Annotated in this window: 16 protein-coding genes and 1 tRNA gene; 9 read left to right on the top strand and 8 right to left on the bottom strand. The window is 42.9% G+C overall.

Annotation, left to right across the window (positions count from 1 at the left end; genetic code table 11):
• Positions 1 to 63: 63 nt before the first annotated feature.
• On the bottom strand, positions 64 to 1059 hold the full coding sequence (locus BM739_RS11135; RefSeq protein ID WP_076540610.1) for a response regulator: 996 nt from the start codon (positions 1057 to 1059) through the stop codon (positions 64 to 66).
• A gap of 381 nt (positions 1060 to 1440) precedes the next feature.
• Between BM739_RS11135 and BM739_RS11130 the strand changes: the two genes are divergently transcribed.
• Positions 1441 to 2247 (top strand): crotonase/enoyl-CoA hydratase family protein, encoded by an 807-nt coding sequence (locus tag BM739_RS11130; protein ID WP_076540608.1) that lies wholly within the window; start codon positions 1441 to 1443, stop codon positions 2245 to 2247.
• Positions 2248 to 2485: 238 nt separating this feature from the next.
• Here BM739_RS11130 and BM739_RS11125 read toward each other — a convergent pair whose 3' ends face one another.
• Positions 2486 to 3358, bottom strand: a complete 873-nt coding sequence (locus tag BM739_RS11125; protein ID WP_076540606.1) for a DUF3530 family protein — start codon at positions 3356 to 3358, stop codon at positions 2486 to 2488.
• A gap of 170 nt (positions 3359 to 3528) precedes the next feature.
• On the bottom strand, positions 3529 to 6435 hold the full coding sequence (gene rapA / locus BM739_RS11120; protein ID WP_076540604.1) for an RNA polymerase-associated protein RapA: 2907 nt from the start codon (positions 6433 to 6435) through the stop codon (positions 3529 to 3531).
• Between the two features lie 355 nt (positions 6436 to 6790).
• On the opposite strand from rapA, the gene BM739_RS11115 reads away from it, so the two are divergent.
• The 3 genes from BM739_RS11115 (at position 6791) to BM739_RS11105 (ending at position 14685) form a co-directional block, all read left to right on the top strand.
• The gene (locus tag BM739_RS11115) at positions 6791 to 8185 is read left to right on the top strand and encodes a PhoH family protein (RefSeq protein WP_076540602.1); all 1395 of its coding nucleotides are present in this window, start codon (positions 6791 to 6793) and stop codon (positions 8183 to 8185) included.
• Positions 8186 to 8504: 319 nt separating this feature from the next.
• Entirely contained in the window at positions 8505 to 12212 is a 3708-nt protein-coding gene (locus BM739_RS11110; protein WP_076540600.1) for a response regulator, read from the top strand.
• Between the two features lie 73 nt (positions 12213 to 12285).
• The gene (locus tag BM739_RS11105) at positions 12286 to 14685 is read left to right on the top strand and encodes a zinc-dependent metalloprotease (protein ID WP_076540598.1); all 2400 of its coding nucleotides are present in this window, start codon (positions 12286 to 12288) and stop codon (positions 14683 to 14685) included.
• 126 nt (positions 14686 to 14811) lie between these two features.
• Here BM739_RS11105 and BM739_RS11100 read toward each other — a convergent pair whose 3' ends face one another.
• The gene (locus BM739_RS11100) at positions 14812 to 16620 is read right to left on the bottom strand and encodes a protein kinase (protein WP_076540596.1); all 1809 of its coding nucleotides are present in this window, start codon (positions 16618 to 16620) and stop codon (positions 14812 to 14814) included.
• A 285-nt stretch (positions 16621 to 16905) separates the two neighbouring features.
• On the opposite strand from BM739_RS11100, the gene BM739_RS11095 reads away from it, so the two are divergent.
• Both BM739_RS11095 and BM739_RS11090 read left to right on the top strand, forming a co-directional pair.
• Positions 16906 to 17262 carry a hypothetical protein gene (locus tag BM739_RS11095; protein ID WP_076540594.1) on the top strand — a complete coding sequence of 119 codons (357 nt, stop codon included), beginning with the start codon at positions 16906 to 16908 and terminating at the stop codon, positions 17260 to 17262.
• Between the two features lie 214 nt (positions 17263 to 17476).
• Positions 17477 to 18139: a thiopurine S-methyltransferase gene (locus tag BM739_RS11090; RefSeq protein WP_076540592.1), complete on the top strand. Its 663-nt coding sequence runs from the start codon at positions 17477 to 17479 to the stop codon at positions 18137 to 18139.
• An 83-nt stretch (positions 18140 to 18222) separates the two neighbouring features.
• Here BM739_RS11090 and BM739_RS11085 read toward each other — a convergent pair whose 3' ends face one another.
• Both BM739_RS11085 and BM739_RS11080 read right to left on the bottom strand, forming a co-directional pair.
• Positions 18223 to 19266 carry a porin gene (locus tag BM739_RS11085; RefSeq protein ID WP_076540590.1) on the bottom strand — a complete coding sequence of 348 codons (1044 nt, stop codon included), beginning with the start codon at positions 19264 to 19266 and terminating at the stop codon, positions 18223 to 18225.
• A gap of 443 nt (positions 19267 to 19709) precedes the next feature.
• Complete coding sequence (locus tag BM739_RS11080; RefSeq protein ID WP_076540667.1) at positions 19710 to 20747, bottom strand: porin; 1038 nt, start codon at positions 20745 to 20747, stop codon at positions 19710 to 19712.
• 398 nt (positions 20748 to 21145) lie between these two features.
• Here BM739_RS11080 and tcdA point away from each other — a divergent pair, with 398 nt between their 5' ends.
• Together tcdA and BM739_RS11070 are read left to right on the top strand one after the other, a co-directional pair.
• Complete coding sequence (tcdA, locus tag BM739_RS11075; protein WP_076540665.1) at positions 21146 to 21940, top strand: tRNA cyclic N6-threonylcarbamoyladenosine(37) synthase TcdA; 795 nt, start codon at positions 21146 to 21148, stop codon at positions 21938 to 21940.
• A gap of 278 nt (positions 21941 to 22218) precedes the next feature.
• The gene (locus BM739_RS11070; protein WP_076540588.1) at positions 22219 to 22830 is read left to right on the top strand and encodes a superinfection exclusion B family protein; all 612 of its coding nucleotides are present in this window, start codon (positions 22219 to 22221) and stop codon (positions 22828 to 22830) included.
• 95 nt (positions 22831 to 22925) lie between these two features.
• Here the strand turns inward: BM739_RS11070 and BM739_RS11065 are convergent, their stop codons facing one another.
• Positions 22926 to 23057 carry a DUF3149 domain-containing protein gene (locus tag BM739_RS11065; RefSeq protein WP_076540587.1) on the bottom strand — a complete coding sequence of 44 codons (132 nt, stop codon included), beginning with the start codon at positions 23055 to 23057 and terminating at the stop codon, positions 22926 to 22928.
• A gap of 262 nt (positions 23058 to 23319) precedes the next feature.
• Between BM739_RS11065 and BM739_RS11060 the strand changes: the two genes are divergently transcribed.
• Positions 23320 to 23404: transfer RNA gene (locus tag BM739_RS11060), tRNA-Leu, on the top strand.
• A 221-nt stretch (positions 23405 to 23625) separates the two neighbouring features.
• Here BM739_RS11060 and BM739_RS11055 read toward each other — a convergent pair.
• Positions 23626 to 25590 carry a beta-galactosidase gene (locus tag BM739_RS11055; protein WP_083698131.1) on the bottom strand — a complete coding sequence of 655 codons (1965 nt, stop codon included), beginning with the start codon at positions 25588 to 25590 and terminating at the stop codon, positions 23626 to 23628.
• Positions 25591 to 25779 lie beyond the last annotated feature (189 nt).

The raw sequence follows: 25779 nt of genomic DNA, 5'->3' as shown, positions 1-25779 counted from the left end.
CTTTTTATATGCAATGTTAAGTTATTGCAATTAACTAACTGTTTGTATAGTGATTATTGTAATTTATTCAAATATATAGCGAAGTTTTGCATTCAATGTCGGAATTGAGTCTTCGGTAAATAACAGTAACAAGTCGCACTGAATATTGTGGTCTTCAATCTGATAATTGATTTCCATGGCGAGGGTGCGTTGCCACTTTTCTGAGTTGTCATGGATAAGCTCATTTACCGTGCAGTGGCGACCCAGTACAACGGGGTGACCTTGACTAAACTTCATATCAAGCTGCTCTGAAATGCCATTTAAAAATGCCCCAATAAGCACATTACCAGTATCAATGAGCACTTCAATTTCATTGTTAGCATCTTCAGGATCGCTGTGGCCCATGAGTTTAGCCATGTCAGCAAAGCTTGAATCATGGAACAGCAATAACGCCTCACCGGCCACACCAGCGCCGATAAAGCCTTGGCATAATGCAGAAATCTTCGAGCTTTCTTCGGTGGCTTTAAGCGCCATGGTCAGTTCGCTGACTTCTAAAACATTGACGTTGGGGATTGGCAGTTTTACAAAAACATCGAGGAGTTTCGCTAATAAGTCGGCAGCGCGGCCCATGGCGACATTAGCAATTTCTTGGCAAGCGTCACGTAAATCAACTTTAAACATCGGCGTGTCATTGGTTGATTGTTTAAGGGCCAAAGTTAAAATGCCGTATTCTTCTAAGATATTGCTGATGGACTCAGCACTAACCGGCTTTTGAATAAAATCTAATGCGCCAAGGGCTTTTACTCGCTCATGGGCTTTTGTTTGAATATCACCAGAGACTACAATGACTAACGCGGGCAAGTCTTCTCGCTGAATGGCTTCTAGTACTTCATAACCATCCATGACGGGCATATTAAGGTCGAGAAAGACAATTTCCCCTTTTCCTTGACGGATCACCTCCAAGCCTTCTGCACCATTGGCGGCGTAACTGATTTCAACATCCCAATGTTTGGGAAGTGTTCGCGCCATTTGTTTTCTGGCTAATCCTGAGTCATCACAGATTAAAATAGGAATAGTCATGGCTACAGCAGATCCTTTTACAGGGTTATTATTATTTTGAATGCATTAGCTATTACTCGATCGAGCGCTTAAACGAACACCGATTAGACAAGAAAAATGACTCGACGAGTAATGTTACTTTTTATGAGCAAACATACTACAACTTATTGCTGACTTTTCGCACCCAAAATCGACAATTTTTTGGCGTTTAACGAAAAAATGCCCTTAAAAGCAGTAAAACTGAATTTTGACGGCACTTTTTGTTCCTGCGGGAACATATATTTGCTGTACTTTTAGCAGCTTATGAATAATATCAAATTAGCTTAACTATTCGCCAATAAGCTAATTTATGCTAACGTAACTTCTGGACTGACCAGTTATTATTTATATTAAGGATGAACAATGAATAAGAAGTTAGTGGCGTTAAAAAAACAAAACGGTATTGCTTTTGTGACGCTAAACCGACCAGATAAATATAACGCGCTCAATTATGAAATGTTTAAAGCTATTGATAAAACCATTAAAAATATCAGAAAAGATAGTGAGATTAATGCGGTCATATTATCCGGCGCCGATGGTAACTTTTCTTCAGGCTTAGATGTTAAAGCGATTGCTAAATCCCCCTCCATGATTGCCAAATTGCTGTTCAAATGGCTACCAGGTAATGCCAACTTAGCCCAGCGGGTGTCTATTGGCTGGCAGCGTTTACCCATCCCGGTGATTGCAGTATTAGATGGCTGCTGTTTTGGTGGCGGTATGCAAATTGCGCTAGGGGCAGATATTCGTATTGCAAGTGATGATGCCAAGCTGTCTATTATGGAATCAAAATGGGGCTTAGTGCCTGATATGGCAGGACTGGCAGCGCTTAGACAAGTGATGCCCAAAGATAAGGCCTTACAAATTACCTATAGCGCAGAAGTGTTATCGGCCGCAGAGGCGCTAGACTTTGGCTTAGTGACCGAGAAAAGTTCACAGCCATTGCAGCGTGCTATTGAGCTTGCTGAGCAGTTTATGACTCGCTCTCCTGATGTAAATGCGGCTATTAAAATGAGTATTAATCATAGTTGGTCAGCCTCCACTAGGCGGTTATTAAGTCGTGAGTCTTTAAGCCAAGTTCGCCTGCTAGTGGGTAAAAACCGTATCATTGCCGCTAATCGTGAAATAAAGCAAACCGAGCAGGCTTATCAGTCTCGCCAGCCTTGGTGGTGATAACAAGTGAGTCAGTTGTGAGTTAATCAGCTTTAGACTAGCGCGGCCAATACTGGATTACACAAATTTAGTGAATAGCTGAAAGGCCATTGGAGATTGATTATTGCGCGATGTTATTGAAATAATTAACAATACGGCTTATTGCTCAGTCTTAAAAAATAAGCAAATAACCATTAAGGGTCAGCGATATGCTGGCCCTTTTTTCCCTTTTTTCCCTTTTTTCCCTTTTTTGCCTTTTTTATCGGGCGGTAATGGTTTTGCCAAAGCCTGCAATATGATGCAGCACTTGCTCCCAACCACTTTGATTATCAAGATTAAGCGCTAATCGGTATTGGCGGTAATGCTGGCTCGATTTCGCTTTATTGAGTGCTTTTCTGCTAGCCGTTTCAGTTATAGAGATTTGATGAGCATCGGCAGATTGCAGATCCAGTATTGGGATATCTATTTCACTCAGCTGTTGGCCAATGGATAAACCGCGATGTTGCGGCGCAATAATCTGCTCATATTCACGATAGGGGTTGATCACCACTAACAAGTCGGGCTTGGCTAGCTTAGCTTCAAAAAGTAAGTTAATGACCATGCCGGCACTATCATCGCTGACGATTAGTAGTCTTTTTCCTGGGAACTGCGCCTCAATACCTTGCAATTGGTTGAGACTGTCCACCATCAATCCTTGCTGAAAGTTACGCAGTTCAAGTAGTTGGCTTGAGCTAAATCTTGGCGCCTTTTGCTGGCTATTGAGGCTTAACTGCGCTTTACCGGCTTTAGGGATTTCTTCGGCGGCGGTGGCAAAGTTAGGTCGATATAAGCCTTCAGTGGCTTTAATACTCAAGCTTGCCCAGCCGTATACTGGAATTTGGTTACCTAGATAGCGGCTAAGCCCGCTGCCACTGGCTGCCGAATCTGTTGGGCCAATGATAATCGCGGCGCCGCGCTGGCGTGAGCCTTGCCAAGGTTTAACCCAAACTGGCTGTTGTTGATCTTGGACGCTGATAAATTGTTTTTCAGCATTAGCAGCAGGCAACTCACTGGCTGCCATAGCGCTGTGACAGAAAAGGCTGATACTAAAAAGACTGGTAACAGATAAAACAAGCAGCGGCTTTAGCGGCAATGTGGCGTCCTTAACGAATCTTGCGATGTCATCACTATAGGCTTGTGCGCTTATGTTTACGAGCTTATGTTTATGAGCTTATGTACACGCTAAACACTTAACACAATGACAAAAAATAGAGACAAAAAAGCCCTGAAGTTCAGGGCTTTTTACTTCGAGTTAGCAGTGTATTATACGTGGCTAACTAATACCATTCTAATGGCATCAAGTTGGAATTGGCTATCATCAATATAGCCATTTAATTCAGCCATTTGATTGCGAATAAAGTCCACTTCAGAATCTCGAATATTCGGATTCACCGCCTTTAGCGCTTCAAGTCGGGTCAACTCACTCGTTAGCTGGGTAGTCATTTTTTCACGGGCTTGCTCAACCAGTTTGGCTAATTCAATTTCAGCCTGTTGCTGACCTTTGGCCAGTAACGGGTGCAAAATAGGTTGTGATGCATTCACAAGCTTACTGGCAATATGACGGTTAACCGCACTTAACTGTTTATCAAAGCTCTTATAATCGACTTTATCAGCTAAGTTTTGGCCACTTTTATCCAATAATACTCGGATAGGGGTTGGTGGCATATAGCGATAAAGCTGTGATGACTTAGGCGCCGAAACATCAGCCATATAAATTAACTCAAGGAACAAGGTTCCAGCGGGTAAGGCCTTGTTTTTAAGCACAGCGACACTGGTAGTGCCGGTTTCTGAGTCAGTGATTAAGTCTAACGCCGTTTGCACTAATGGATGCTCTTGGGAGATAAAGGCAATATCATCACGAGATAGGGCGGTTTCACGATCAAAAGTCACAGAAATACCATCTTCAGGCAGACCTGGGTACGATGGGAATAGCATGTGCTCACTTGGGCGTAATACGATGGAGTTCTCACCGCGATCTTCTTGATCGACACCGATAATGTCCCATAAGCGGATCACTGATCCAATTAAGTGAGTATCTGAGTCTCGCTCCGCTAAGCGTTCAACTAACTTTTTAGATTGCTCGCCGCCATGGGAGTTAATCTCTAACAACTTATCGCGGCCTTGCTCCATGGCTTGCTTAAGTGCTTGGTAACGGCTTTGGGTGCCGTTAAGCAGCTCTGTCATTAGCTCTGGGTTGTCATCGTTGAGTACGTTCATTAGCTCATCAGCAAATTCATTGAACAATACATGGCCACTTGGACAGGTAAGTTCAAATGAGTTTAAGCCTTGATGATACCAATGCATCAGTCTTTCTTGGGCGGTGTCTTCAAGGTATGGCAAATGAATTTGAATATCATTTTGCTGACCAATACGGTCTAATCGACCAATACGTTGCTCAAGTAAGTCAGGGTTAAGCGGTAAATCAAATAGCACTAATTGACTGGCAAACTGGAAGTTACGCCCTTCAGAGCCAATTTCAGAACAAATCAACGCCTGAGCGCCGCCTTCTTCTTGGGCAAAGTACGCGCCGGCTTTGTCACGTTCAATAATCGACATGCCTTCATGGAATACGGTTGCCTGAATACCTTCACGGGTGCGCAGTGCTTCTTCAAGGCTTAATGCCGTTTCTGCTTGGCTAGCAATAATCAGCACTTTTTTACTGCGATTATCTTTTAAGAATTCAATTAACCAATCGACACGCGGATCAAACTTCCACCAACTGGCACTGTCGGTTTCAAAGGCTTGATACAGCTTTTCAGGGCTTAGTGATTGCTTAGCTTGATCTAGCGCTGATTTTTTCGAACCCATCATGGCATTAACGCGCTCAGCCGTGACATATTCTTGCGGCATAGCCAGTGGATGCGGATTAAAAATACGGGTCGGGAAGCCACTGACAGAGGCGCGGCTGTTACGGTATAAAATGCGGCCAGTACCGTGACGGTCGAGTAAATCTTGTAATAACTCAGCGCGAGCAGCTTGCTGGGCGTCAGCATCGACATCATCAGCTTGGATAAGCTTAATGCTTGCGCTGATGTCTTTTTCGCTGAGTAATTCGGTTAAGCTGGCAACGGCACTGTCTGCTAACTTGTTATTGGCAGCTAAGGCTTCGGCGGCTTCGGCAACGCTTTGATAGCTTTTTTCTTCTTCAAGAAACGCGTTGTAGTCGTAGAAGCGATCTGGATCCAGCAAACGTAAACGAGCAAAGTGACTTTCGTGACCTAATTGATCCGGCGTTGCCGTGAGCAATAACACCCCAGGAACTTCTTCACTTAAGGCTTCAACGATTTGATAAGCACGACTTGGGGCGGTTTCGCTCCACTCAAGGTGATGAGCTTCATCCACGACCATTAAGTCCCAATCGGCATCGACAGCTTGCTCTAAGCGGCGCTTTTTACGTAATAGTTCTAATGAACAAATCACTAATTGCTCAGTGTAAAAAGGGTTGTCGTTATCGGCATAGGCTTCAACGCAGCGATCTTCATCGAAAATAGAAAAACGTAAGTTAAAGCGGCGCAGCATTTCAACTAACCACTGATGGCGCAGCGTGTCAGGCACAATCACTAAGATACGTTCAGCGCGGCCCGTTAATAATTGCTGATGGATAATAAGGCCGGCTTCAATGGTTTTACCTAAACCCACTTCATCGGCTAACAGTACTCTCGGGGCATAGCGACGACCGACTTCATGGGCAATCCACTGTTGATGAGGAATTAAGCCAACACGTGGGCCTTGTTGCCCCAGTAAATCTGAGGTGGCCAGTTTATGGCGTAGCATTTGGCTTTGGTAACGGATCCCAAAGCGCTCTAGACGATCAATTTGACCGGCAAATAATCTGTCTTGTGGTTTATTAAAGCGAATGTTGTGGTTCAGTAAGGTTTCACGCAGACGGACCGTCTCGTTGGTCTCACTGTGGATGCCTACATAGGTGACTAAACCATCTTTTTCTTCGACTTCACTGATGGTTAGACTCCAGCCTTCATGGCTTTCTACGGAGTCACCGGGATTAAAAATTACACGAGTTAATGGCGCTTCACTGCGGGAGAACAAACGGTTCTCATCGGCGGCAGGAAACAATACTGTCACCATGCGGCCTTCAACAGCAACCACAGTTCCTAAACCAAGTTCTGACTCGGTATCACTAATCCAGCGTTGACCTAAAGAAAACGGCATTTTTTACTCTCATTCGGGACGATAAACACAAAGGGCGCGTATGTTATACCAAACGCTGCTCAATTTAAATTCTAGCAGTGATTTAAATATTCATCTGAAGGAATTTCACTTTTACGCCAGCGAATTTTTGACATCTTAGTGTCATCTTGGTGTCATCTCAGTGCCAACTTTAACAACTTAAACTCGAACCTTTAATCAATAAAATGATATTGAGACTTGATAAAATTACTGGCATAGTAAATTTGAGTTTGGTTGAAAATCAATCATGGTGATTCGATTATTCCAGCTTATGATCAGGAGTTTATATTGCTTTAATCCCATAGTTACATTTTGTATTGGGCACTCTGGAGGCGCCATGGAACGAGACGACAGAAAGTTGTTTGTACTGGATACTAATGTGTTACTACATGAACCTTTAGCGATATATTCGTTTAAAGAACATGACGTAATCATTCCCATGACTGTGTTAGAAGAATTAGACAATATAAAGGATAGAAAGCACGATATTAGCCGTGATGCCCGGGTCGCGATTAGGGCATTGGAAGACATACTTGGCGGTAAGACCTCGCCAGAGCAAATTCTCAACGGCGTTGCACTCCCAAGCCGCGAAGGACATTTAGACGTATCAGGTAGTTTATCTATTTTCCCCGACCATCAAATCGAATTTATCATTGGCGCTCTGCCAGGTGATAATAACGATAATCGTATTATTAACACCGCACTTCATCTACAAAATCTGCATCAGCCTCGTCAGGTGGTATTAGTCACCAAAGACATTAATATGCGCCTTAAAGCGAAAGGGGCGGGTATTGAGCGAGTTGAAGACTATCGCACCGATCAGTTAATTGATGATATTCGCTTTTTGGCGAAAGGCTTTTATCAGTTTGACGGTGATTTTTGGGACAAGGTGGATAAAGTCTCTACCGATAGAGAAGCAGGCAAAGTCGTCCATCAACTGGATATTGAAGCCGTTGGTAACGAGCCTTTTTACTGTAATCAATACCTTATCGATGAAACCTCTGACTTTTGCGGCAAGGTTGCCAGCAAAACCGCAACACACCTTAATATTATTGATTATGGCCGCGAAAGGCTTAATCATTTGCAAGCTTGGGGCGTTAAACCTAAGAATATTTATCAGGGGATGGCGTTAAATGCTTTGCTAGATCCTGATATTGACTTAGTGATCCTCACCGGCCCCGCCGGTTGCGGTAAAACCTTAATTGCCATGGCGGCGGCACTTGAGCTGGTAGTTGAGCAAAACCAGTACGAAAAAGTCATTGTAACCCGTAACACCCCAGAAATTGCCGAGTCCATCGGTTTTTTACCCGGCACCGAAGAGGAAAAAATGGCGCCCTGGCTTGCGGCAATTACCGATACGCTTGAGGTGCTGCATAAAAATGATGTTAACCCCACCGGCAGCATGAACTACATCATGGAAAAGGCCAACGTGCAGTTTAAATCGATTAACTTTATGCGTGGCCGCTCGATTCAAAACTCAGTGGTCATTTTGGATGAATGCCAAAATCTGACCGCATCGCAAATCAAAACCATGATCACCCGTATGGGTGAGGGCACCAAACTGGTGTGTTGTGGTAATTTGGCGCAAATAGACTCAACCTATTTGACGGCGGTGACATCAGGTTTAACCTATATTGTGGAGCGTTTTAAAGACTTTGATGGCAGTGCCAATATTTACCTTAATGGCGTGGTGCGATCTCGCTTAGCAGAGTTTGCTGAAGAGAACTTATAAGCACAGCTGCTTTACAGTACCGTTTATGGCTACCTGTTAGGTGGCCATTTTTATTTTAAGTAATCTGTTTCAATGGGCTCTTTTAACGCGCCTTTTATATCAGCGGTCAGTTTACGCATTATTGCCAAGAATAATGGTCAGATTTTTGCTATGTTTTTAGTGGAATAGATTGAAAAATAAATTAGTCATGTTTTGTGAACATTTATTCGTGTGATTGCGAATATCTTCCTGATAATATGCATAAATAGACAGTATTAGCGTATCTCCTTTTTTACCTTATTAAATATCTACGCTGCTAAGAAAAGCCAAAGGGTTTTCAATGAAATCGACCGAGCCAGAATTACAATTAAAATCGCTTATTCAAAGAAAGTATAACCGAGCCGTTTTTTATACTTATATTGGTGTAATTGTCATGGCACTTTTATCGGCATGGGTATTGTTTGAGCGTGAAAAAACTCAGCTGATTAAAGAGCGTGAAGAGCAAGTCTTGCGTCATGTATTGCAAATTGATTTACTGCTGGAGTCGAGTATCCGTGCAGTAAAAAGCTTACGTAACGTCGCCGTAGATAACTTACGTTTAGGCGAGTTAGTCCGTAAAGATCGCTTACCTCAATATGAAAAGTTCAATGAAGATGGTCAATTTTTTACCTTAGAGCCAAGTTATGCCAAAAGTGGTGAGCCCTTTACCAATATGGGGCGCATTACCGGTATGGGTACCCTTGATGGCCGCAGCGACAGGTTTTATCAAGAATTAGAAATGCTGTTTGAGCTATCGTTGTCTTTCCCTGTTGCGAAAGAGGCCGCCCCTAAAGCTTCATCGATTTATTACATTTCTAAACAAAGGATCATGTCGTCATTTCCGTGGACCAATGACGAGTACCGTTTTCGAGAAGAGCTACTTAATAAGAAACAATTCCAACTTGCTACCCCAGCCATGAACCCGCAGCGCAGTGTTTTTTGGCGTGAAGCTTATGTTGATTTAGCCGATCAAGGCTTGTTAACCACCCTAGGTCTGCCGGTCTATCTTGAAGATGAGTTTATTGGTTCAATCAATTTAGACATGACTTTGGCATCGTTAGCTAAGCAAATGCGGATGTATTTTAAAATGCCGGGTACGGTGATTTTGCTGGATCAATATAACAATATTTTGTCCCACAGTGATTTTGAAGCCAGCGATATGAACCGGGTTTATCATATCAGTCAGCGCATTCCGTCAGAGCTACACTCTTTGCCTGAATCAGAAATGTTCGATGCCCATGATGGCATACTGCGCAACGGCTACTATATTCACTCAGTCGCGCTGCAAAACCCGCCATGGCGCTTGCTATATCTGCAAGATGAAGACCTGTTATTCCAAGATGCTTGGGATAAGTTAAAAGTGAGTTTTTTACTGGTGGTGTTAGCCTTGTCAGTGCTGGTGACCATTGTTCACTGGCAAACTCGTCGCTCGTTCGTGAACCCTGCTTCACGTTTATTGACCCATTTAGAAGAGTGTTCACGCGAGCCTAAGTCGCCACCTGAAAAAATCACTGAAGGTTGGGAGCCGTGGTTCCTGCTGGTGAGCCGTATTTTTGAAGAGAACAAACAATATACCGGCCATTTAGCCGAGCAAAATAAACGCCTGGATAACTTAGTGGCACGGCGCACCCAACGTTTGCGCGATACTACAGAGCGCCGAGAACGTGAGTTTGCCCTGCTACGCTCATTGATTGACTCAATCCCTGAAGCGATTGTTTATAAAGATAAAGAAGGTAAGTACTTGGGCTGCAATAAATCCGCTGAGTACATGCTGGGCTGTAAAGAAAGCGACATGATCGGGCAATTGTCCCTTGATACCAGTTACGATCAAGGCGTGCGTAGCCGCGAAGAAGATCAAAAAGTATTAACCGAACGCTCGCTGATGCGTTATCAAGAAAAAGCCGATATAGGCGGTAAAACGGTATTGCTCGATACCTTAAAACTGCCATTTTATAACCGCCGCGGCGAGTTATTAGGGCTTATTTCAGTATGGCGTGATGTCACCCGCGAATATGAATCGGCTGAGCAATTACGATTATCTGAAGAACGTTACCATTTAGCCATGGATGCGGTAGAAGATGGCTTGTGGGATTGGTATTTAGATTCAGAGCAGCTGATTTGTAACCCGGCTTTTTACTCAATGTTAGGCTATAAGCCGAATGAATTCCCGGCGCTTATTTCGGCAACGGATGCACTTATTCACCCAGACGATCGCATGCGAGTCGAAGAGTATCGTAGTGAATATGCGCAAAAGCCCAAAGGTACCTATGAGATTGAATACCGTATGCGGTCTAAATCTGGAAAGTATCATTGGGTGCTGTCTCGGGGCCGAGCGGTGGAGTTTGCTGCCGATGGTCAGTCTAAGCGAATGCTGGGTACTCATAAAGATATTACCCGTCAAAAGAGTAACGAGGTGGCCTTGCTTGAAGCTAAGCAAGATGCTGAATTAGCCAACATGTATAAGAGTGAATTTTTGGCCAATATGAGCCATGAAATTCGTACTCCGATGAATGCTATTATCGGCATGTTGCAATTGGCGCTGCGAACCCAGTTAACCGCTCAGCAAAAAGATTATTTAAATAAAGCGGGCTTCTCTGCGCAGTCATTACTGCGCATCATTAATGATATTTTGGATTTCTCTAAAATTGAAGCGGGTAAATTAGAGCTTGAGCGGGTGTCATTCCCGTTGGATAAAGTGCTTGATCATGTCGTTGATATGAACGCGCAAAAGGCTCAAGAAAAAGGCGTTGAGTTATTACTATATGCTCCGGTTACCGCAGGGCTAATTCTCAGTGGTGACCCACTGCGTTTAGGGCAAATTTTAGTTAACTTATTATCTAACGCGGTTAAATTTACCCAAAATGGTGAAATTGAACTGGGCTGTGAAGATGTGGGCGAGCGCGATCACCGTATTACCCTTAAGTTTTGGGTGCGCGATACTGGTATTGGTATTAGCCAAGAGCAACAAGCAAACTTGTTTGATGCCTTCTCCCAAGCTGATGGTTCAACCACCCGAAAATATGGTGGTACAGGATTAGGCCTGTCTATTAGTAAGCATTTAGTATCGCTAATGGGTGGCACCATGTCAGTTGAGTCTGAGCCCAATCAAGGCAGTACTTTCAGCTTTACCATCAGTTTTGAAATCGCTGAAGAAAATGTGGTTGAGCCATTGGTGGTGCCAAAGCAGTTAAATAATTTAACGACCTTAGTGGTGGATGATAATCCGAGTGCCTTACAGATTTATTCAACCGTGATGCGTGACTTTAGCTTTGGGGTTAAAACTGCGCAAAGTGGTGCACAGGCACTGGATGTTCTAGTCCACAGCCCAATAGATTTATTATTGCTTGATTGGATGATGCCTGAAATGGGCGGCGGCGATGTGATTAATATCATTGATGAAATGGTTGCAGATGGTCGGATTAAAAAGCGTCCGGTGATTATTTTAATGACCGCTTATAGTGCTGAGCCGTTAGAGGCTGAGTTTGATGTCAGCCGCGTGTTTGCGATTTTACAAAAGCCTTTTAAAGCATCAGCCTTGTTTGATGAGATTATTGGCGCCTTTGCCGCTGAGCCTCAATTGAATGTAGCGCCAGTGGTTGAAGAGGATTCTGAAGCTGCTAAACAAAGCGGATTAGTCTTGCTGGTTGAAGATAACTTTATTAATCAGCAGGTGGCCACCGAGCTACTTAAAAGCGCCGGTTATGAAGTTGAAGTGGCTGATAATGGTCAAATTGCCCTAGATATGATTGATACTCGTCCGTTTGATGCGGTATTGATGGATATTCAAATGCCAGTGATGGATGGTTTAACCGCCGCCAAAGAATTACGTAAGCGTTACACTACCGAGCAAATGCCGATTATTGCCATGACGGCCCATGCCATGTCTGGTGACAGAGAGAAAAGTATTCAAGCGGGCATGAATGCCCATATCACCAAGCCGATAGTATTAAATGAATTGTTTGATACCTTAGAGCATTGGATTGACTATAAAAATCAGCAGCAAAAATAACAACAATAATGGCGTCAGTTAAGTCGCCAATAATAACAATTAACCTGAGCACAACAACAAGGGAGAGTGTTGAATGGATCGTAAAAGTATGGCGCTTGCTTCAGTCATGGCATTAACGCCAGTACTCATGGCAACCCCAATTATGGCTTACGCTGCGACTTCAGCGGCGCAAAAAGTGATAAAGCAAAGTGACAAAGCCCAAGGGTTTATCAACTTTTATTTCCAAAATAGCTCTGGGGAATTGTTTTTAGAAGCAAACCGACTTAATGAGCCCTTTTTACTGATCAGCAGTTTACCCCATGGGGTTGGTTCTAATGATATCGGTCTAGACCGAGGCCAACTCGGGCAAACACGCATGGTGCAATTTGAGCGCCACGGCCCTTATATTCTGCTTAAACAGCTAAATACCTTTTATCGGGCATCAAGCGATAACCCAGCTGAACAGTTAGCGGTCAAAGAGGCGTTTGCTGAATCGGTATTATGGCGCGGTAAAGTGGTCGAAGGTAAAACGCCGCTCGTTGCGGTTAATGATCTAATGATTAATGATTTACATGGGGTTTCTCAGCGTTTAGCTGATACTAAGCAAGGCAGTTATACCTTGGATAAATCTCGCTCGGTGATCTTAGCCCAAGGGGTTAAGTCATTTGAGCAAAATGCTGATGTCGACGTATTACTGACTTTTAATAGCGCTAAAGCTGGCGAGTTTGTTAATCAAGTCACCCCTGATGGCAAGTTTGTGTCAGTGCGGATGCGCTACTCTTTTGTGGCCTTACCTGAAGCCGGTTATCAGCCGCGCGCATACCAGCCGATGAGCGGTTATTTGTCAGGTGAGTATTATGATTACTCCGCGCCTATCGACTCGCCAGTGAGTAAACAATACCTGTTACGTCATCGACTTGAAAAAGTCACCCCAGGCCTTGCCCCCAGTGAAGTGGTTAAACCGATTACCTATTATCTTGACCCAGGCGTGCCAGAGCCTATTCGCTCAGCATTACTCGATGGCGGCCGCTGGTGGGAAGAAGCCTTTAATGAAGCAGGCTTTATTAATGGCTTTAAGCTGGAGATGTTACCAGCAGATGCCGATCCACAAGATATTCGTTATAACATGATCCAGTGGGTGCATCGTGCAACTCGCGGCTGGTCTTATGGCGCGTCAATTAAAGATCCGCGCACCGGTGAAATCATTAAAGGCCATGTCACCCTTGGGAGTTTACGGGTTAAACAAGACCACCTTATTGCTCGCGGTTTAACCGCAGGTTGGCAAGACCGAGACGCCGCTGCTGAGGCATCAATGGCCTTGGCATTAGCGCGTATTCGTCAATTGTCAGCCCATGAAATTGGCCATACCTTGGGGCTAGATCATAACTTTGCCGCCTCAACCAATGACAATGCTTCGGTGATGGATTATCCCCATCCCAACATCACCCTTAAAGGGGAGCAAATTGATATTTCAGCGCCCTACGCAGAAGGCATTGGTGAGTGGGACAAGTTTACTATTGCTTACGGCTATGGCGATGAAGCCAATGCCGACGAGTTAGTGAAACAAGCCAGAACAGCAGGGCTGCGTTACATCGGTGAGGCGGATTCTCGCTCAGCATCAGCAAGCCATGCCTATGCAAGTTTATGGGATAACGGTAACTCTGCCGCCGCTGAGCTAACACGATTAGAGCAAGTGCGCCGCAAGGCAATTGAGCAGTTTAATGCCAATGCTTTATTGCAAGAGCAGCCCCTTGGTGAGCTTGCCGATGTGTTTGTACCAATTTACTTACTGACCCGTTTTCAAGTTGATGCCGCAGCGAAGTGGATTGGTGGCAGTGATTATAGCTATCAGCAGCATGGCTCAGCTGAGCGCTGGCATTATTTATCGCCCAAGTTACAAACTGAGGCCTTAAATGCATTATTAGCGCTACTATCGGCAGAAAGCTTAGCAGTACCGACTGAAGTCACTGAGTTATTGGTGCCTAAAGCGGGTAATTACCGCAAAACCCGAGAAAGCTTTGACTCTGGCATTGGGGTATTAACCGATCCCATAGGCATGGCAGAGGTGATGAGCCGCCATGTGGTAAGCCGAATATTAGCTCCACAAAGATTAAACCGAGTTAATCAAGGCTTTATGGATGATTCAGAGCAGTTATCTGTGGTGAGTCTCATCGATAAGTTATTAGCGAAAACGCTTTATCAAGATTTACAACGTGGGCAGTTATTAGCAGTGCAGATGCGCGTCAATACCGTGGTGTTAGATGAGCTAATTGCAAGCTATCACAATGAGAGCACCTCAGCTGAAGTCAAAGCACAATTGTTAGCGCGCTTAACGTATGCACAAAAGCAATTAAAGCGCCGTAGTAATCGCGCCAGTAATTACCAAGCGGCCCATTTTGAATGGTTATTGCAAGGTTTAGCCAAAGGACTTGAATCAGCGGAGTATCGCTTTATTGCCAAGCCTCTTACTATGCCACCGGGTTCGCCAATTTAGTCTTTTGCTATGAGCTGCTGGTTATAAGTAAGTAGCTAAAAAAGCCCAGTTAAGCCGATACGTTCGGACTCACTGGGCTTTTTTAATGGCTATAACCTCATCGGTGAGATGACATCATGCAGATCATTACTCTGCTATTTGCTTAGGATTTTTAGGGTAGAAATGATCCGCTTTATGATCAATATGGGAAAACTGGCGGGTATTTTTATAAGGCAGTTTCATAAAACCAGATACCCCATGGCCTTGAATCTTACTGGCATGAAATAAGATTCTATCTAACGAGGCTCTAAAAGCGGCTTGTTTTCTAGGGTTTAACAAGCGCAAATAGCTATGTATTTTTAAGTGGTTAGGTAAGGCCTCAAAAATAATACAGCCGGTATGATGAATTTGGTTTATCCAGCCCAGCTCTGTCATGATCTCGGTGGGCAGCTCGAGGTTCTCTTCTGGATCTTTACCATCTTCAAAGTAAGAATGTAGCCGCGAGCGGCCCTCAGATGCAGGCACATCACCCACTTCAAAACTTAATTGCGCATCGTTCACCATTTTGTAAGGCTCAGATGGATTGTTTCGCTCTAAATGCAAGGTGTCTTTCGCGTTAAAAAAGCAGGCTTTAAATACCCCGATACGTTTAATACCACGGGCTAAGGTCACCATATTATTGACCGCTTTGATTAACACTTCCTTAGTGTCGGGATCATAAATTGCAAGGTTAGAGTCGATATACACGCCGCTTTTACGCCAGTGAATCGCTAGGCCTCCCACTATCGGGTATTGGGCTAATTTACCCACAGCGGCAATAAAGCCTTTTTCGGTGTCACCCATGCCGGCAAGAAAATTACGGTAATATTTTTCTAGTTGAATATCATCCATTTTAGTAATGGGATCTTGGCTGGTGTGTTCCTTTAGAAATGATTTTCTAGAACTATAACTTACAGTTTCAACTTGCTTTTGCTTTGGTAAAACCCACAGTGGAATATCTTCAATTAACGGCTGAGCCCCAAGATGGGGCAAGTGCATACGGTGATTGTGGCGCATGCTCTTTAAAAAATAATCACCGGCTAAATGACGCCTGCTGGGATCATCGCTAAGCATGCCATCTAAGGTGCGGGCCAGCTCAATGGGCAAACCTAAACTGCTGGCGGTAATAACTTTACTGCCAAAGCGGCTTATTTGCCCAGATGCCAGTGCGTATAAGGTGGCAGCCACCCCTTGCTCATCAAATCTTGGACTGGATAACGCCCCATTAAGCTGATCTTCACCGATAAAGTACACATCGCCCATTCTGGCGTTGGTATGTTGTTGATCGCTCGACATCAAGGACATCACATTGTCTTCAACCGAGTTATTATGCTCATCACGTTGGGCAAACACCGCCGAGCCCCAATCAATGAGTGATAAATGATCGTTTTCAATGTCATACACTAAATTTGATGGCTTAATATCGCCATGGACTAAGCATTTACCCGTGCGCAGGTAGTACAATAAATTGGCCAATTGCCGTGCAATACTGACGATCATGGCGATGGGCAATGTCCCCATTCGGTGGCAGATCTTATCGAGATCTTCACCTTGGGCTCGCTCCATGACCATAATGCCTTGCTTGCCGACTCGCTCAAATTTGATGGCGTTAGGTACATTAGGGTGCACTAATTGACTGAGCATGAAGGCTTCTTCTTCAAGTCTATCTTGCACGCTTCGGGGCAGGGTAATGCGGGAAAACTTAAACACATGGGATTGGCCAATATCATTGATACCCGCAAACACAAAGCCATAGGCACCTTTGCCAATAAATTCGATATCATGATAACCAAGCTTGCTTAGTTGCTGTTTACATAAACGGATCCAGGCTCGATGCTTACGGGCATCTTCAGCCTTGAGCAGGTAAACGGATTGCTCTTCATTGATATAAAAATGCTGTAACTGTGGTGTTTGCAAAATTTACTTCCTTTGTACCAAGGTGCCTGTTGAGTGTATTGGTATTTGCTAACCCCATAAACTCATATTTACAAATCGCTGGCAAGCTATTGGATTGATTTAGTCGATTTTTTCCCTGCTTTACTGTTTTAGCCTTTATAAAGCTAAATCAACCTCACCTAGCTCTCAAACCTACCTATCGTAAAAAATAGCTGTTGTAAACTTTGACGTGAGTCAAATTGTTTTGTGCATTAGGTAGGTAGTATTTAAGTAAGTAAAAATATTCGGTTTAATCAAGGAGTGCTTATGCCTACCATTAACAAAGCGGATTTAATTTCACTATTTCCTTTTCCACGCCAACGTATTTTACAGTCGATGGAAGTTACTCACTGCCCACATGCGGTGTTTTATAATGCCAGTGATGAACAATGTACCACTTGTCATCAGGGCGAAGAGTGCATCTGGATGAATCATAATGATGAACTGGTGGCCCTTGAGAAAAAATCAGTAGAAGATCTGAAACAACAGTTGTTGATTGCGGTGGATTTTATTGACTCAAATTTGAGCCCACATCATTTATCACGTCGTAATTGTCAATGTGATAACTGCAAGTGGCTTAAAAAAGTTCAGCATGTGCTTCAAGGTAAAGCTGAACAAGAGTAACGCAAATTACAATGCCTTTATTGGTCATTTACTGCTTAGGCTTTTCAGCGCGCTATTGTGGTTTGTCATGTTTGTACTGTGGTTTATTTGAGTCAAACTGTGGTTTGTCATGTTCAAACTGTGGTTTATCGGGGCCAAACTGTGGTTAGTGTTGCATCTCACTTTTAGAGTGATTAGAGTTAGATGCATTATTTACTGACTTGAGTTTATCTACATGGAAGCGAGTTTTTGGCATGAGAAGTGGCAGTTACAACAAATCGGTTTTCATCAACCGCAAGTGAATCCATTTTTAGTAAAATATTGGTCTACACTTGCCGTCGATAGCCGTGCAGAGGTGTTTGTGCCTTTATGTGGCAAGTCATTAGACATGTGTTACCTTGCTGAGCAAGGTCATGATGTTGTTGGCTGTGAGCTTAGCCAAACAGCTGTTGAAGATTTTTTTAGCGACAATAATTTGCCTGTGAGCATGACTCAGCAAGCAGAGCATCAATTCTTTTGTGCTGATCAAGTAACCCTTATTCAAGGTGATATTTTTACCCTACCATTAACGGTGACAAAGTCGATTCAGGCTTTTTACGATCGCGCCGCCTTAATTGCTTGGCCAGAGCAAATGCGCCAGCAATATGCACAGCAACTGGCAAAGTTAATTCCTGCTAAGGTCAAAGGATTATTGATTACCCTAGATTACCCGCCAGCGGAGCTTAATGGCCCGCCATTTGCGGTAAGTCCGCAGTGGATTGAACAATACCTCGCGCCTTATTTTGAGGTTGAATTACTCGAGTGCGCTGATGTATTAGCTGATAACCCACGGTTTTTAAATAAAAATGTTGCTTGGTTAAATGAAGCGGCTTATTTGTTAACCCGCAAGTCATCATAAAGTTTTCTCTATTGTTTTTTTGAGCGGCAGACAATAAAAAAGCGACCATCAGGTCGCTTTTTCAGTTGTAGACTCAATAACGATTAGAAGTCGTAACGCATACCAACACTGAAGACATTGTCGTCTTCGAGATCTGTTTTAGCATTAGCCACTGTGTAATCACCTTCATACATAGCGTAATGGGCAAACACTAAGGTTGATTTAGCAACGCGGTAATCAGCACCAATAGTGATATTTTGCACATTGACATCATCAGGCATTACACCGGCAGTATCTTTTGTTAGGTTCTTGTAATAGTTACCAAAACCTGCTTCATCAGCACCGTATTCTACTTTTAAGTTTACGCCATTTAAGTTGTAAGCCAGATTAATAAAGTAAGTATTGCCGTCTTGATCTGAATTGGTCACACTTTCTGAGTTTTGGAATAAACCACCAATTTTAAAATCACCGGCTTTAAATTGTGCTACTGCGCGGTATGCGTCAATTCCACCAATGGCTTTGTTATAAGCACCCGCGACATAGTAATTGTGTTTTTTAAGGCCTTTGTCACCAAAGGTCACGCTTAAGGCATATTGAGAATCATCAGAGGCTTGATTATCTTCCATTAAATAGGTGGCATTAATGGTAAACATGTCAGCAATAAGTGGTGAGTAGTACCAAAAACCATCGGCACTACGAGTTTGTCCGCCAACTAAACGGTCGATATCGGCATTGGTATTACCAAAAATATCCACACCACCTTCAGCAGCTTTAAATACGGTATCGTTACGGCCGACTAGCACTGAGCCGCCTTCCGTTTTAATTCCTAAGTAAGTGTTACGCGCTTTGAAAACATCACCTTTGCCAGACGTGTTTTCTACTTGAAATTCCATTTGGTACAGCACTTCAACGCCATCAGTAATTTTTTCGCTGCCCTTCACACCCAGTAGTGAGAAGTTATTTTCAATGAAAGTACCACTTTCACCAAGGGTTACACCGTTAGTGCCGCTTTGCAGGGTTGCGCCGGTTTCAGAGTTGGTGATAGATAAATCTAAGCGACCGTAAAAATCAGGACCGTCGGCTAGCGCTGCGAACGAAGTGAGGGTTAAAACAGATACAACTGATGCAGATAATAAAGTCTTTTTCATCTTTCATACTCCCTTTAGAACGTGATGTTCTCTACCCATTTAATATGGGATTGTTTTAGTGGCATTTCTAGCAGAATAGTCTGCGTAACAAACTTGTAGCAATATTTGCAGCTTTAAGGTTAAAAAGTTGTGGGCTAGATCAAGTTTTTTGTTTTGAAGTGATTTTTATGTATTAAAGATGTGATGCATTCGGTGTATTTGGGTTTTGTTTAACAATTTTATCGCGTTATACCTATTTAGGGAGGTTCACAACTAATGAAAAATGCGTTAGTTCAGTAAATGATGGGATCTGTATCAAATTAAGCAGTTGCTTAAGTGCGGGTTATGACGTGTTGTTATTGTAGTTTTTTTAGTTATTAGCTTATTAAAATCAGCCTTTGGTTGTTAAAAACAAAAAAAACGGCCTAATTAGACCGTTTTTCATCATCATTTAGACCGCTAAATTAGAAGTCGTAACGTAAACCAACAGTCACGATATCATCATTTAAGCTTTGGCTAGTTTGGTTTAATACCATGTCGCCATCATACTTAGTGTAGTGACCGTAAACTAGGGTACTTGGGCTAACGCGGTAATCTGCACCAACACTGAACTGGTTGATTTCGAAATCGCTCATTTGCTCTAAGCTGCCAGTATCGCTTCCGCTAACAAAACGGCTAGCGTACTTACCTAGGCCTGAATCATCATAACCGTAAGCAGCTTTAAGCTTAAGGTTACCCATTAAGTAAGCTAGGTTTACATAGTAGCTATCACCTTCAAGGTGGTCTAACTCAGCTTTTTGGCTTTTACTGTTTTGGTATAAACCGCCAACAATAAAGTTACCGAATTTAGCTTGAACCACACCACGGTATGCTTCTACATCGCTGATACCATCTTGGTAAGCTGCAGCGGCATAAAAGTTATGTGATTTAAGGGCTTTATCACCAACAGTGGCGCTTAACGCATACATAGAGCTACTGGTAGATTCGTGATTGTCGTCCATTAAGTAAGTGGCATTTAATGTAACTAAATCAGCAATTTTTGGTGAGTAGTAGCTAAAGCCATCCGCTTCACGGTTTTGGCCAACAACCAGTAAATCGATATCAGAGTTAGTGTTACCGAATAAATCAAACCCACCTTCAGCAGCTTTAAAAACAGTGTCATTACGACCAACTAAAGCGGTACCAGCAACGGTTTTAATACCTAAAAAGCTGTTACGAGCGGCAAAAGTGTTACCAGAGTTATCGAAGTTAGAAACGCCGAACTCCATTTGATATAAGATTTCTACGTCATCACTGATTTTTTCAGAACCTTTAACGCCTAACCATGAAAAGTTATTTTCAATGACAGTGCCATCTTTTTGGTTTTGAGTTGCAATGCCTTCACTAGAATTAGTGATTGCAAGGTCGGCGCGGCCATAAAAATTTGGGCCATCAGCTAGAGCAGTAAAAGAGGTCATTGCAGTGCAAGATAAAATTGCTGCAGTGATCAGGTTTTTTTTCATCATCTTAATCTTCCTTTGGTAAGGGCTTGATTTTTATCAGCTATGCTTGCTGATATTGATAGAAAATAACAACTGGGTTATCAACCTTATCGTTATTCATAGTAATTCCTGTTCTGTGGAGGATATTGCCACAAAAAGTTCATACAAAAGTGTGATCCGCATCACTTTAGGTTGGATTTAATTTGTGCGTATCATTATGATTTACAATGAATTAAATGCTGATTAACAGTTTTGCTGGTATAGTTAACTAGCTTTCTTTGTTTTTGCTGCGCATTGGTGGTTTTATTAATAGGTGTTTCAATGTGTAACTAAGGTTTAATTGAGGAATACATTCAGATCTGAGTGGATTTCGTATAAAATACCGCCCCCCACATTGAGAGTTTAAAGAGCAATACATGTTGTCTGAATCATACTTAAATCGTTTTGGTGGTATAGGTCGACTATACGGTCAAGCGGCATTGGAAAACTTTGCTAATGCACATGTCGTGATCATCGGTATTGGTGGGGTAGGGACTTGGGTCGCCGAATCGCTGGCACGTAGTGGTATAGGGCAAATAACACTGATTGATTTAGATGACATATGTGTCACAAATACCAATCGTCAATCTCACGCTATAGCATCCACCATCGGCCAGTCCAAAGTTGAAGTAATGGCGCAGCGTATTATTGAAATCAATCCTGAGTGCGTGGTCAATGAAGTTGAAGACTTTATCACTGTCGATAATTTGGCGGAGTATTTGGGCAGTAAAACGAACCCGTTAGCGATTGATTATGTGGTTGACTGTATTGATGCCGTTAAACAAAAAGCTGCGTTAATTGCCTGGTGTAAAAGAAATAAGCTGAAAATTGTCACCGTAGGCGGCGCAGGTGGTCAAACCGATCCTACTCAAATTCAATTAACCGATTTAGCTAAAACCTATCAAGATCCGTTATTAGCGAAAGTTAGAAACATTTTGCGTAGAGAATATAACTTCTCAAAAAATGTTGCCCGCAGATTTGCCGTTGACGCAGTGTTTTCAACGCAACAGCTGGTCTACCCTCAACATGATGGTAGCGTCTGCAGTACTAAAAATAGCGCCGATGGCAGTATGAGAATGGATTGTGCGTCAGGGTTTGGCGCAGTGACTATGGTTACAGGCACCTTTGGTTTTATTGCTGCAAGTCGAGTATTAGCCAAATTGGCGGCCAAATAATCTAGTGCAGCATGCCAAGATTTATAAGCTAAACCTTTAGCTTATAAATCTAGCTAAACCTCTAGCTTATAACGCTAGCCAAGCCTCTAGCCAAACTTCTAGCATAGCTTCGATCTTCATGGCGCATTAAACAACTTATTTGATGCGCCTAACTGCCGTTGTTTGCTCTTCCGCTAAATAAGTCATCGCGTTAACTACTTTTAGTCATTTCCATTTTATTGGCATTGAAATTGCTTTACTAAGTTTAGATTCAAAAATCTGACACTGTGGAAAGCATGATGATGAAAATGAAATTAAAGGCTGTAAATTTAGTGAATATCAAACGAGTTTTAGTCAGCACTATGCTGTGGTTAGTGATCGCTTGTGCAGTGTTATTAGTTGCACCTCAGCACGTGCTGGAGACGCTTTCTTTGTCGGCACTGGTGTCAGATTATGGCCACTTTATTGGCTTAGGGCTCATTGTTGGTGCCGCTTTCTTCTTGAGCCAGTTATTCACCTTTGTGGTTGACGAGACGATTGGGATTTTAAAAGAAAAACGCGCTGTTGAAACCATAGAAGCCAAAGTTAAGTTACTTGATCCCGCTGAGCGAGCGTTACTGCGAGAGTTCTTTTTACAGGGAGCGACAATTTTGGCGCTACCGCAAAACGAATTGGCGGTTAAAGGTTTAGTGGACAGTAATATTTTAGAGTTAGTGGGTAATGAGCGTCACTATGCGATTCAAGGGCCGACTGCTGAGTATAAAATTTCAATGAAAGCGCGATTGTATTTAAATCGTGAAGTATTGAGATTACCCGCAGGCGAGCCAAGTAAGGAAGAGCTTAATCACCTTATTAAAGCACGCCCGCAGTTTGTAAATGGTCTCGTGCAACCTAGAAAGCATGCCGCGTAATCTAGAGATTGAGTCGGATAAACATAAAAATGGGGGCGAAAGCCCCCTAAAGAAACAAATAACAAATAACAAAAATTATAGAAGGAGGGTAGTAACTATTCCTTAGGAGCAGATTTCACAATAAACATCCACATCATGTAAGACATGATCCCCATGGTGCAGAAGATAACAATCATTGACAGCAATCCGATTGCGTTACCAAACATTAAATCTAACCAAAAAGCCATAATCATTATCCTTTCATTGTAAAACCATCTTTAACATACTATTTTCATTTTTTAACATTTATGATCTCGATCAATAAAGTCACTGCTTTTTAATGGGGAAGATTTATTAATGTCGATTAGCGCAAATTTGCCCTACTTGAATGAGATTTAAGCTATTGAGATTGATTTGATCATTTTGCTTATGAAAGGGCTTGCCATTGTCATTGGCCTAGGTATAATTCCGTCACTCAATTGAGCCAAGCTTGATTGACTACAATATGATGCCAGCGTGATGAAATTGGTATACATGGGGGATTCAAAATCCCCTGTCGAAAGACGTGTCGGTTCGAGTCCGACCGCTGGTACCATCTCCTCTTTGAGGATAAAGCCGACGTAAGTCGGTTTTTTTGTGCCTGAAATTTATATTTGCTGTTGTTTGTAGTTGATATTGTGGTGGCTTTGCACTGCTCCCAATTAATAGCTGACTTAAATTGCAACCGGTTTTAACGCAATGAGCTCTAACGCCAGTATGTGTATTTGGTTAGTGAAAAAAATCCCATTCAGATGAATGGGATTTATGGTTAACTCATTATAAAGCCTGTTTAATTACCGCAACATCATAAGGCGCTAAGTCGGCACTACCCAGCACAAACTCACCTTGTATCACTTTAGGCAATTGCTTTGCTTTAGCGCCATAGTTAAACACAAAGGCATATTGACCTCGATGAACTATGCGCACATCTTTGGGCAATTCGGTCATGACAATATCCAGTTGCTGACACAAGTTGGCAAAATAGGTCTTCAAAAATGCTTCGCAGGTGAGTGAGGCGATATAACTGGTTTTATCAAATCGTGCTACCGCGGGTAAGCCGTCGTGATAAAAGGCTTCGGTTATCACATCTTCACTTAGCTCAAGCTCTTCTCGCCAGCAGTGACTTTCAAACGACTCTCCATGGTAAGTCATTACTTCACTGCAATCGGGGCGAATGGTTTCAGTTGACAGTACTTTAATTGGAATTAACTGCTGCAATAATCCCGGGCCTAAATTATCCACCAATGATAACTCGGGGGTTTTCGCGCCGCTGCGAGGGCCAAATACGATATGCGCATCTGCGCGCTGACACTTAGCCACAAATTCAGCCGAAACAATCGGTAAACACGGGGCAACCACTAAACTGTAGGGGCTTAAATCATGGTCAACGGAGATAAAATCAACCGCTAAGCCTAATTGACGTAATGCGGTGTAATAACCAAATTCGACTCGTTGATGGTTGTAACTGTCGCCCTGGCGTTCAATCTCAGTTACCCATTGGCTGTGGGCGCCAGTGACAATGGCGACTTTAGCTGCAACGTTTTCTTCAATAGAGAAGTTTACTTTGGCCAGTTCATCACGCATTTGACTCACTTCATTCCACGCGGCGGCTTTAGAATTATCATTGCGCTTAATGCCTGCATGCATTTGCTCCTGAGCAAAGGGCACTTGGCGCCATCTAAAGTAACAAACACAATCTGCGCCATGGGCAAAGGCTTGCCATGACCATAAACGCACCATGCCTTTTTCTGGGCGAGGGTTATGATGGGCCCAATTCACAGGCCCTGGTTGCTGCTCCATTACCCAAAAGTTGTTTTGACTAACACCACGGCTTTGATCAAATGAATAGCTTGAAAAATCAGGATGACCAGTGCGCATATACGGCTTGTATTGCTCTGCAGGCATGTGTTTAAAGAACATGTCTGAGCGGCCTAACGGATAATTATCGTAACTAACAAAGTCTAAATCTTTGGCTAAGGCAAAGTTATCGGTTTGGGTATCTACCAATGGAATAAAGTTATGGGTAACAAAGCGGTTCGGCGCATGTTTACGGATAACCTTAACCATTTCATCGTGAAATTTAATCACCTGATCTGAGCTAAAACGACGATAAGCCAATTGATGGCTAGGATTGGTTTCGGTTACCGCTAAAATAGGCAGTTCTATTTGGCTAAAATCTTGGTATTCCATAGACCAAAATATGTTGCCCCATGCGGTGTTTAAGCTATCGATATCAGCATATTGCTGTTGACACCAAAGCTGAAAAGCCTGTTTTGCCACTAATGAGCCACTGTGAGTGGTGTCATGACAGGCAATTTCATTATCGGTTTGCCAGCCGCACACATCAGGGTGCTGGCCATAACGCTTGGCGACCACTTCAGAAATACGCATCGCTTGGTTGAAATAGTTTTCACTAGAAAAATCATAATGGCGGCGCGAACCAAAGCCACGAGTCACTCCGGTGTGAATATCAACCGGTAAAATGTCAGGGTGTTTATCAATTAACCATTTGGGCGGTGTAGCTGTTGGGGTACACATGATCACTTGCAAGCCTTCTGCCGCAAGGGTAGCAATGGCTTTATCTAACCAAGCAAAATCAAATTCGCCATCACGAGGCTCAATTTTAGACCATGCAAACTCACCAATTCTGACGTACTTTAAACCCAATTGACGCATTTCTTGGGCATCTTGTTGCCAGATAGATTCAGGCCAATGTTCTGGGTAATAGCATACACCTAACATGATTTTCTCCATTAAAATAACCGCAATCCTAGTTAAGCGGTTAATGTACAATTTGTGTTAGCCCAACTTGGTTTGTTGCCAAATTAATGCCTGCTGTTTAATGGCCAATATACTAACTCAGCATTTATATGATATATAGTATTTTTGTTGCAAAAAGATTATCATTTCGTGCATTAGTTAGCGTTTGGC

Origin of the sequence: Shewanella sp. UCD-KL21 (assembly GCF_001957135.1) — a bacterium.
Lineage (GTDB): Bacteria > Pseudomonadota > Gammaproteobacteria > Enterobacterales > Shewanellaceae > Shewanella.
The sequence above is the reverse complement of the archived record's forward strand: the minus strand, read 5'-3'. Positions and strand labels throughout refer to the sequence as shown.

Coding starts and splice junctions, on each gene's coding strand:
- BM739_RS11135 (WP_076540610.1), bottom strand. CDS start 1,059: ATGACTATTCCTATTTTAATCTGTGATGACTCAGGATTAGCCAGAAAA.
- BM739_RS11130 (WP_076540608.1), top strand. CDS start 1,441: ATGAATAAGAAGTTAGTGGCGTTAAAAAAACAAAACGGTATTGCTTTT.
- rapA (WP_076540604.1), bottom strand. CDS start 6,435: ATGCCGTTTTCTTTAGGTCAACGCTGGATTAGTGATACCGAGTCAGAA.
- BM739_RS11115 (WP_076540602.1), top strand. CDS start 6,791: ATGGAACGAGACGACAGAAAGTTGTTTGTACTGGATACTAATGTGTTA.
- BM739_RS11110 (WP_076540600.1), top strand. CDS start 8,505: ATGAAATCGACCGAGCCAGAATTACAATTAAAATCGCTTATTCAAAGA.
- BM739_RS11105 (WP_076540598.1), top strand. CDS start 12,286: ATGGATCGTAAAAGTATGGCGCTTGCTTCAGTCATGGCATTAACGCCA.
- BM739_RS11095 (WP_076540594.1), top strand. CDS start 16,906: ATGCCTACCATTAACAAAGCGGATTTAATTTCACTATTTCCTTTTCCA.
- BM739_RS11090 (WP_076540592.1), top strand. CDS start 17,477: ATGGAAGCGAGTTTTTGGCATGAGAAGTGGCAGTTACAACAAATCGGT.
- BM739_RS11085 (WP_076540590.1), bottom strand. CDS start 19,266: ATGAAAAAGACTTTATTATCTGCATCAGTTGTATCTGTTTTAACCCTC.
- BM739_RS11080 (WP_076540667.1), bottom strand. CDS start 20,747: ATGAAAAAAAACCTGATCACTGCAGCAATTTTATCTTGCACTGCAATG.
- BM739_RS11070 (WP_076540588.1), top strand. CDS start 22,219: ATGATGAAAATGAAATTAAAGGCTGTAAATTTAGTGAATATCAAACGA.
- BM739_RS11065 (WP_076540587.1), bottom strand. CDS start 23,057: ATGGCTTTTTGGTTAGATTTAATGTTTGGTAACGCAATCGGATTGCTG.
- BM739_RS11055 (WP_083698131.1), bottom strand. CDS start 25,590: ATGTTAGGTGTATGCTATTACCCAGAACATTGGCCTGAATCTATCTGG.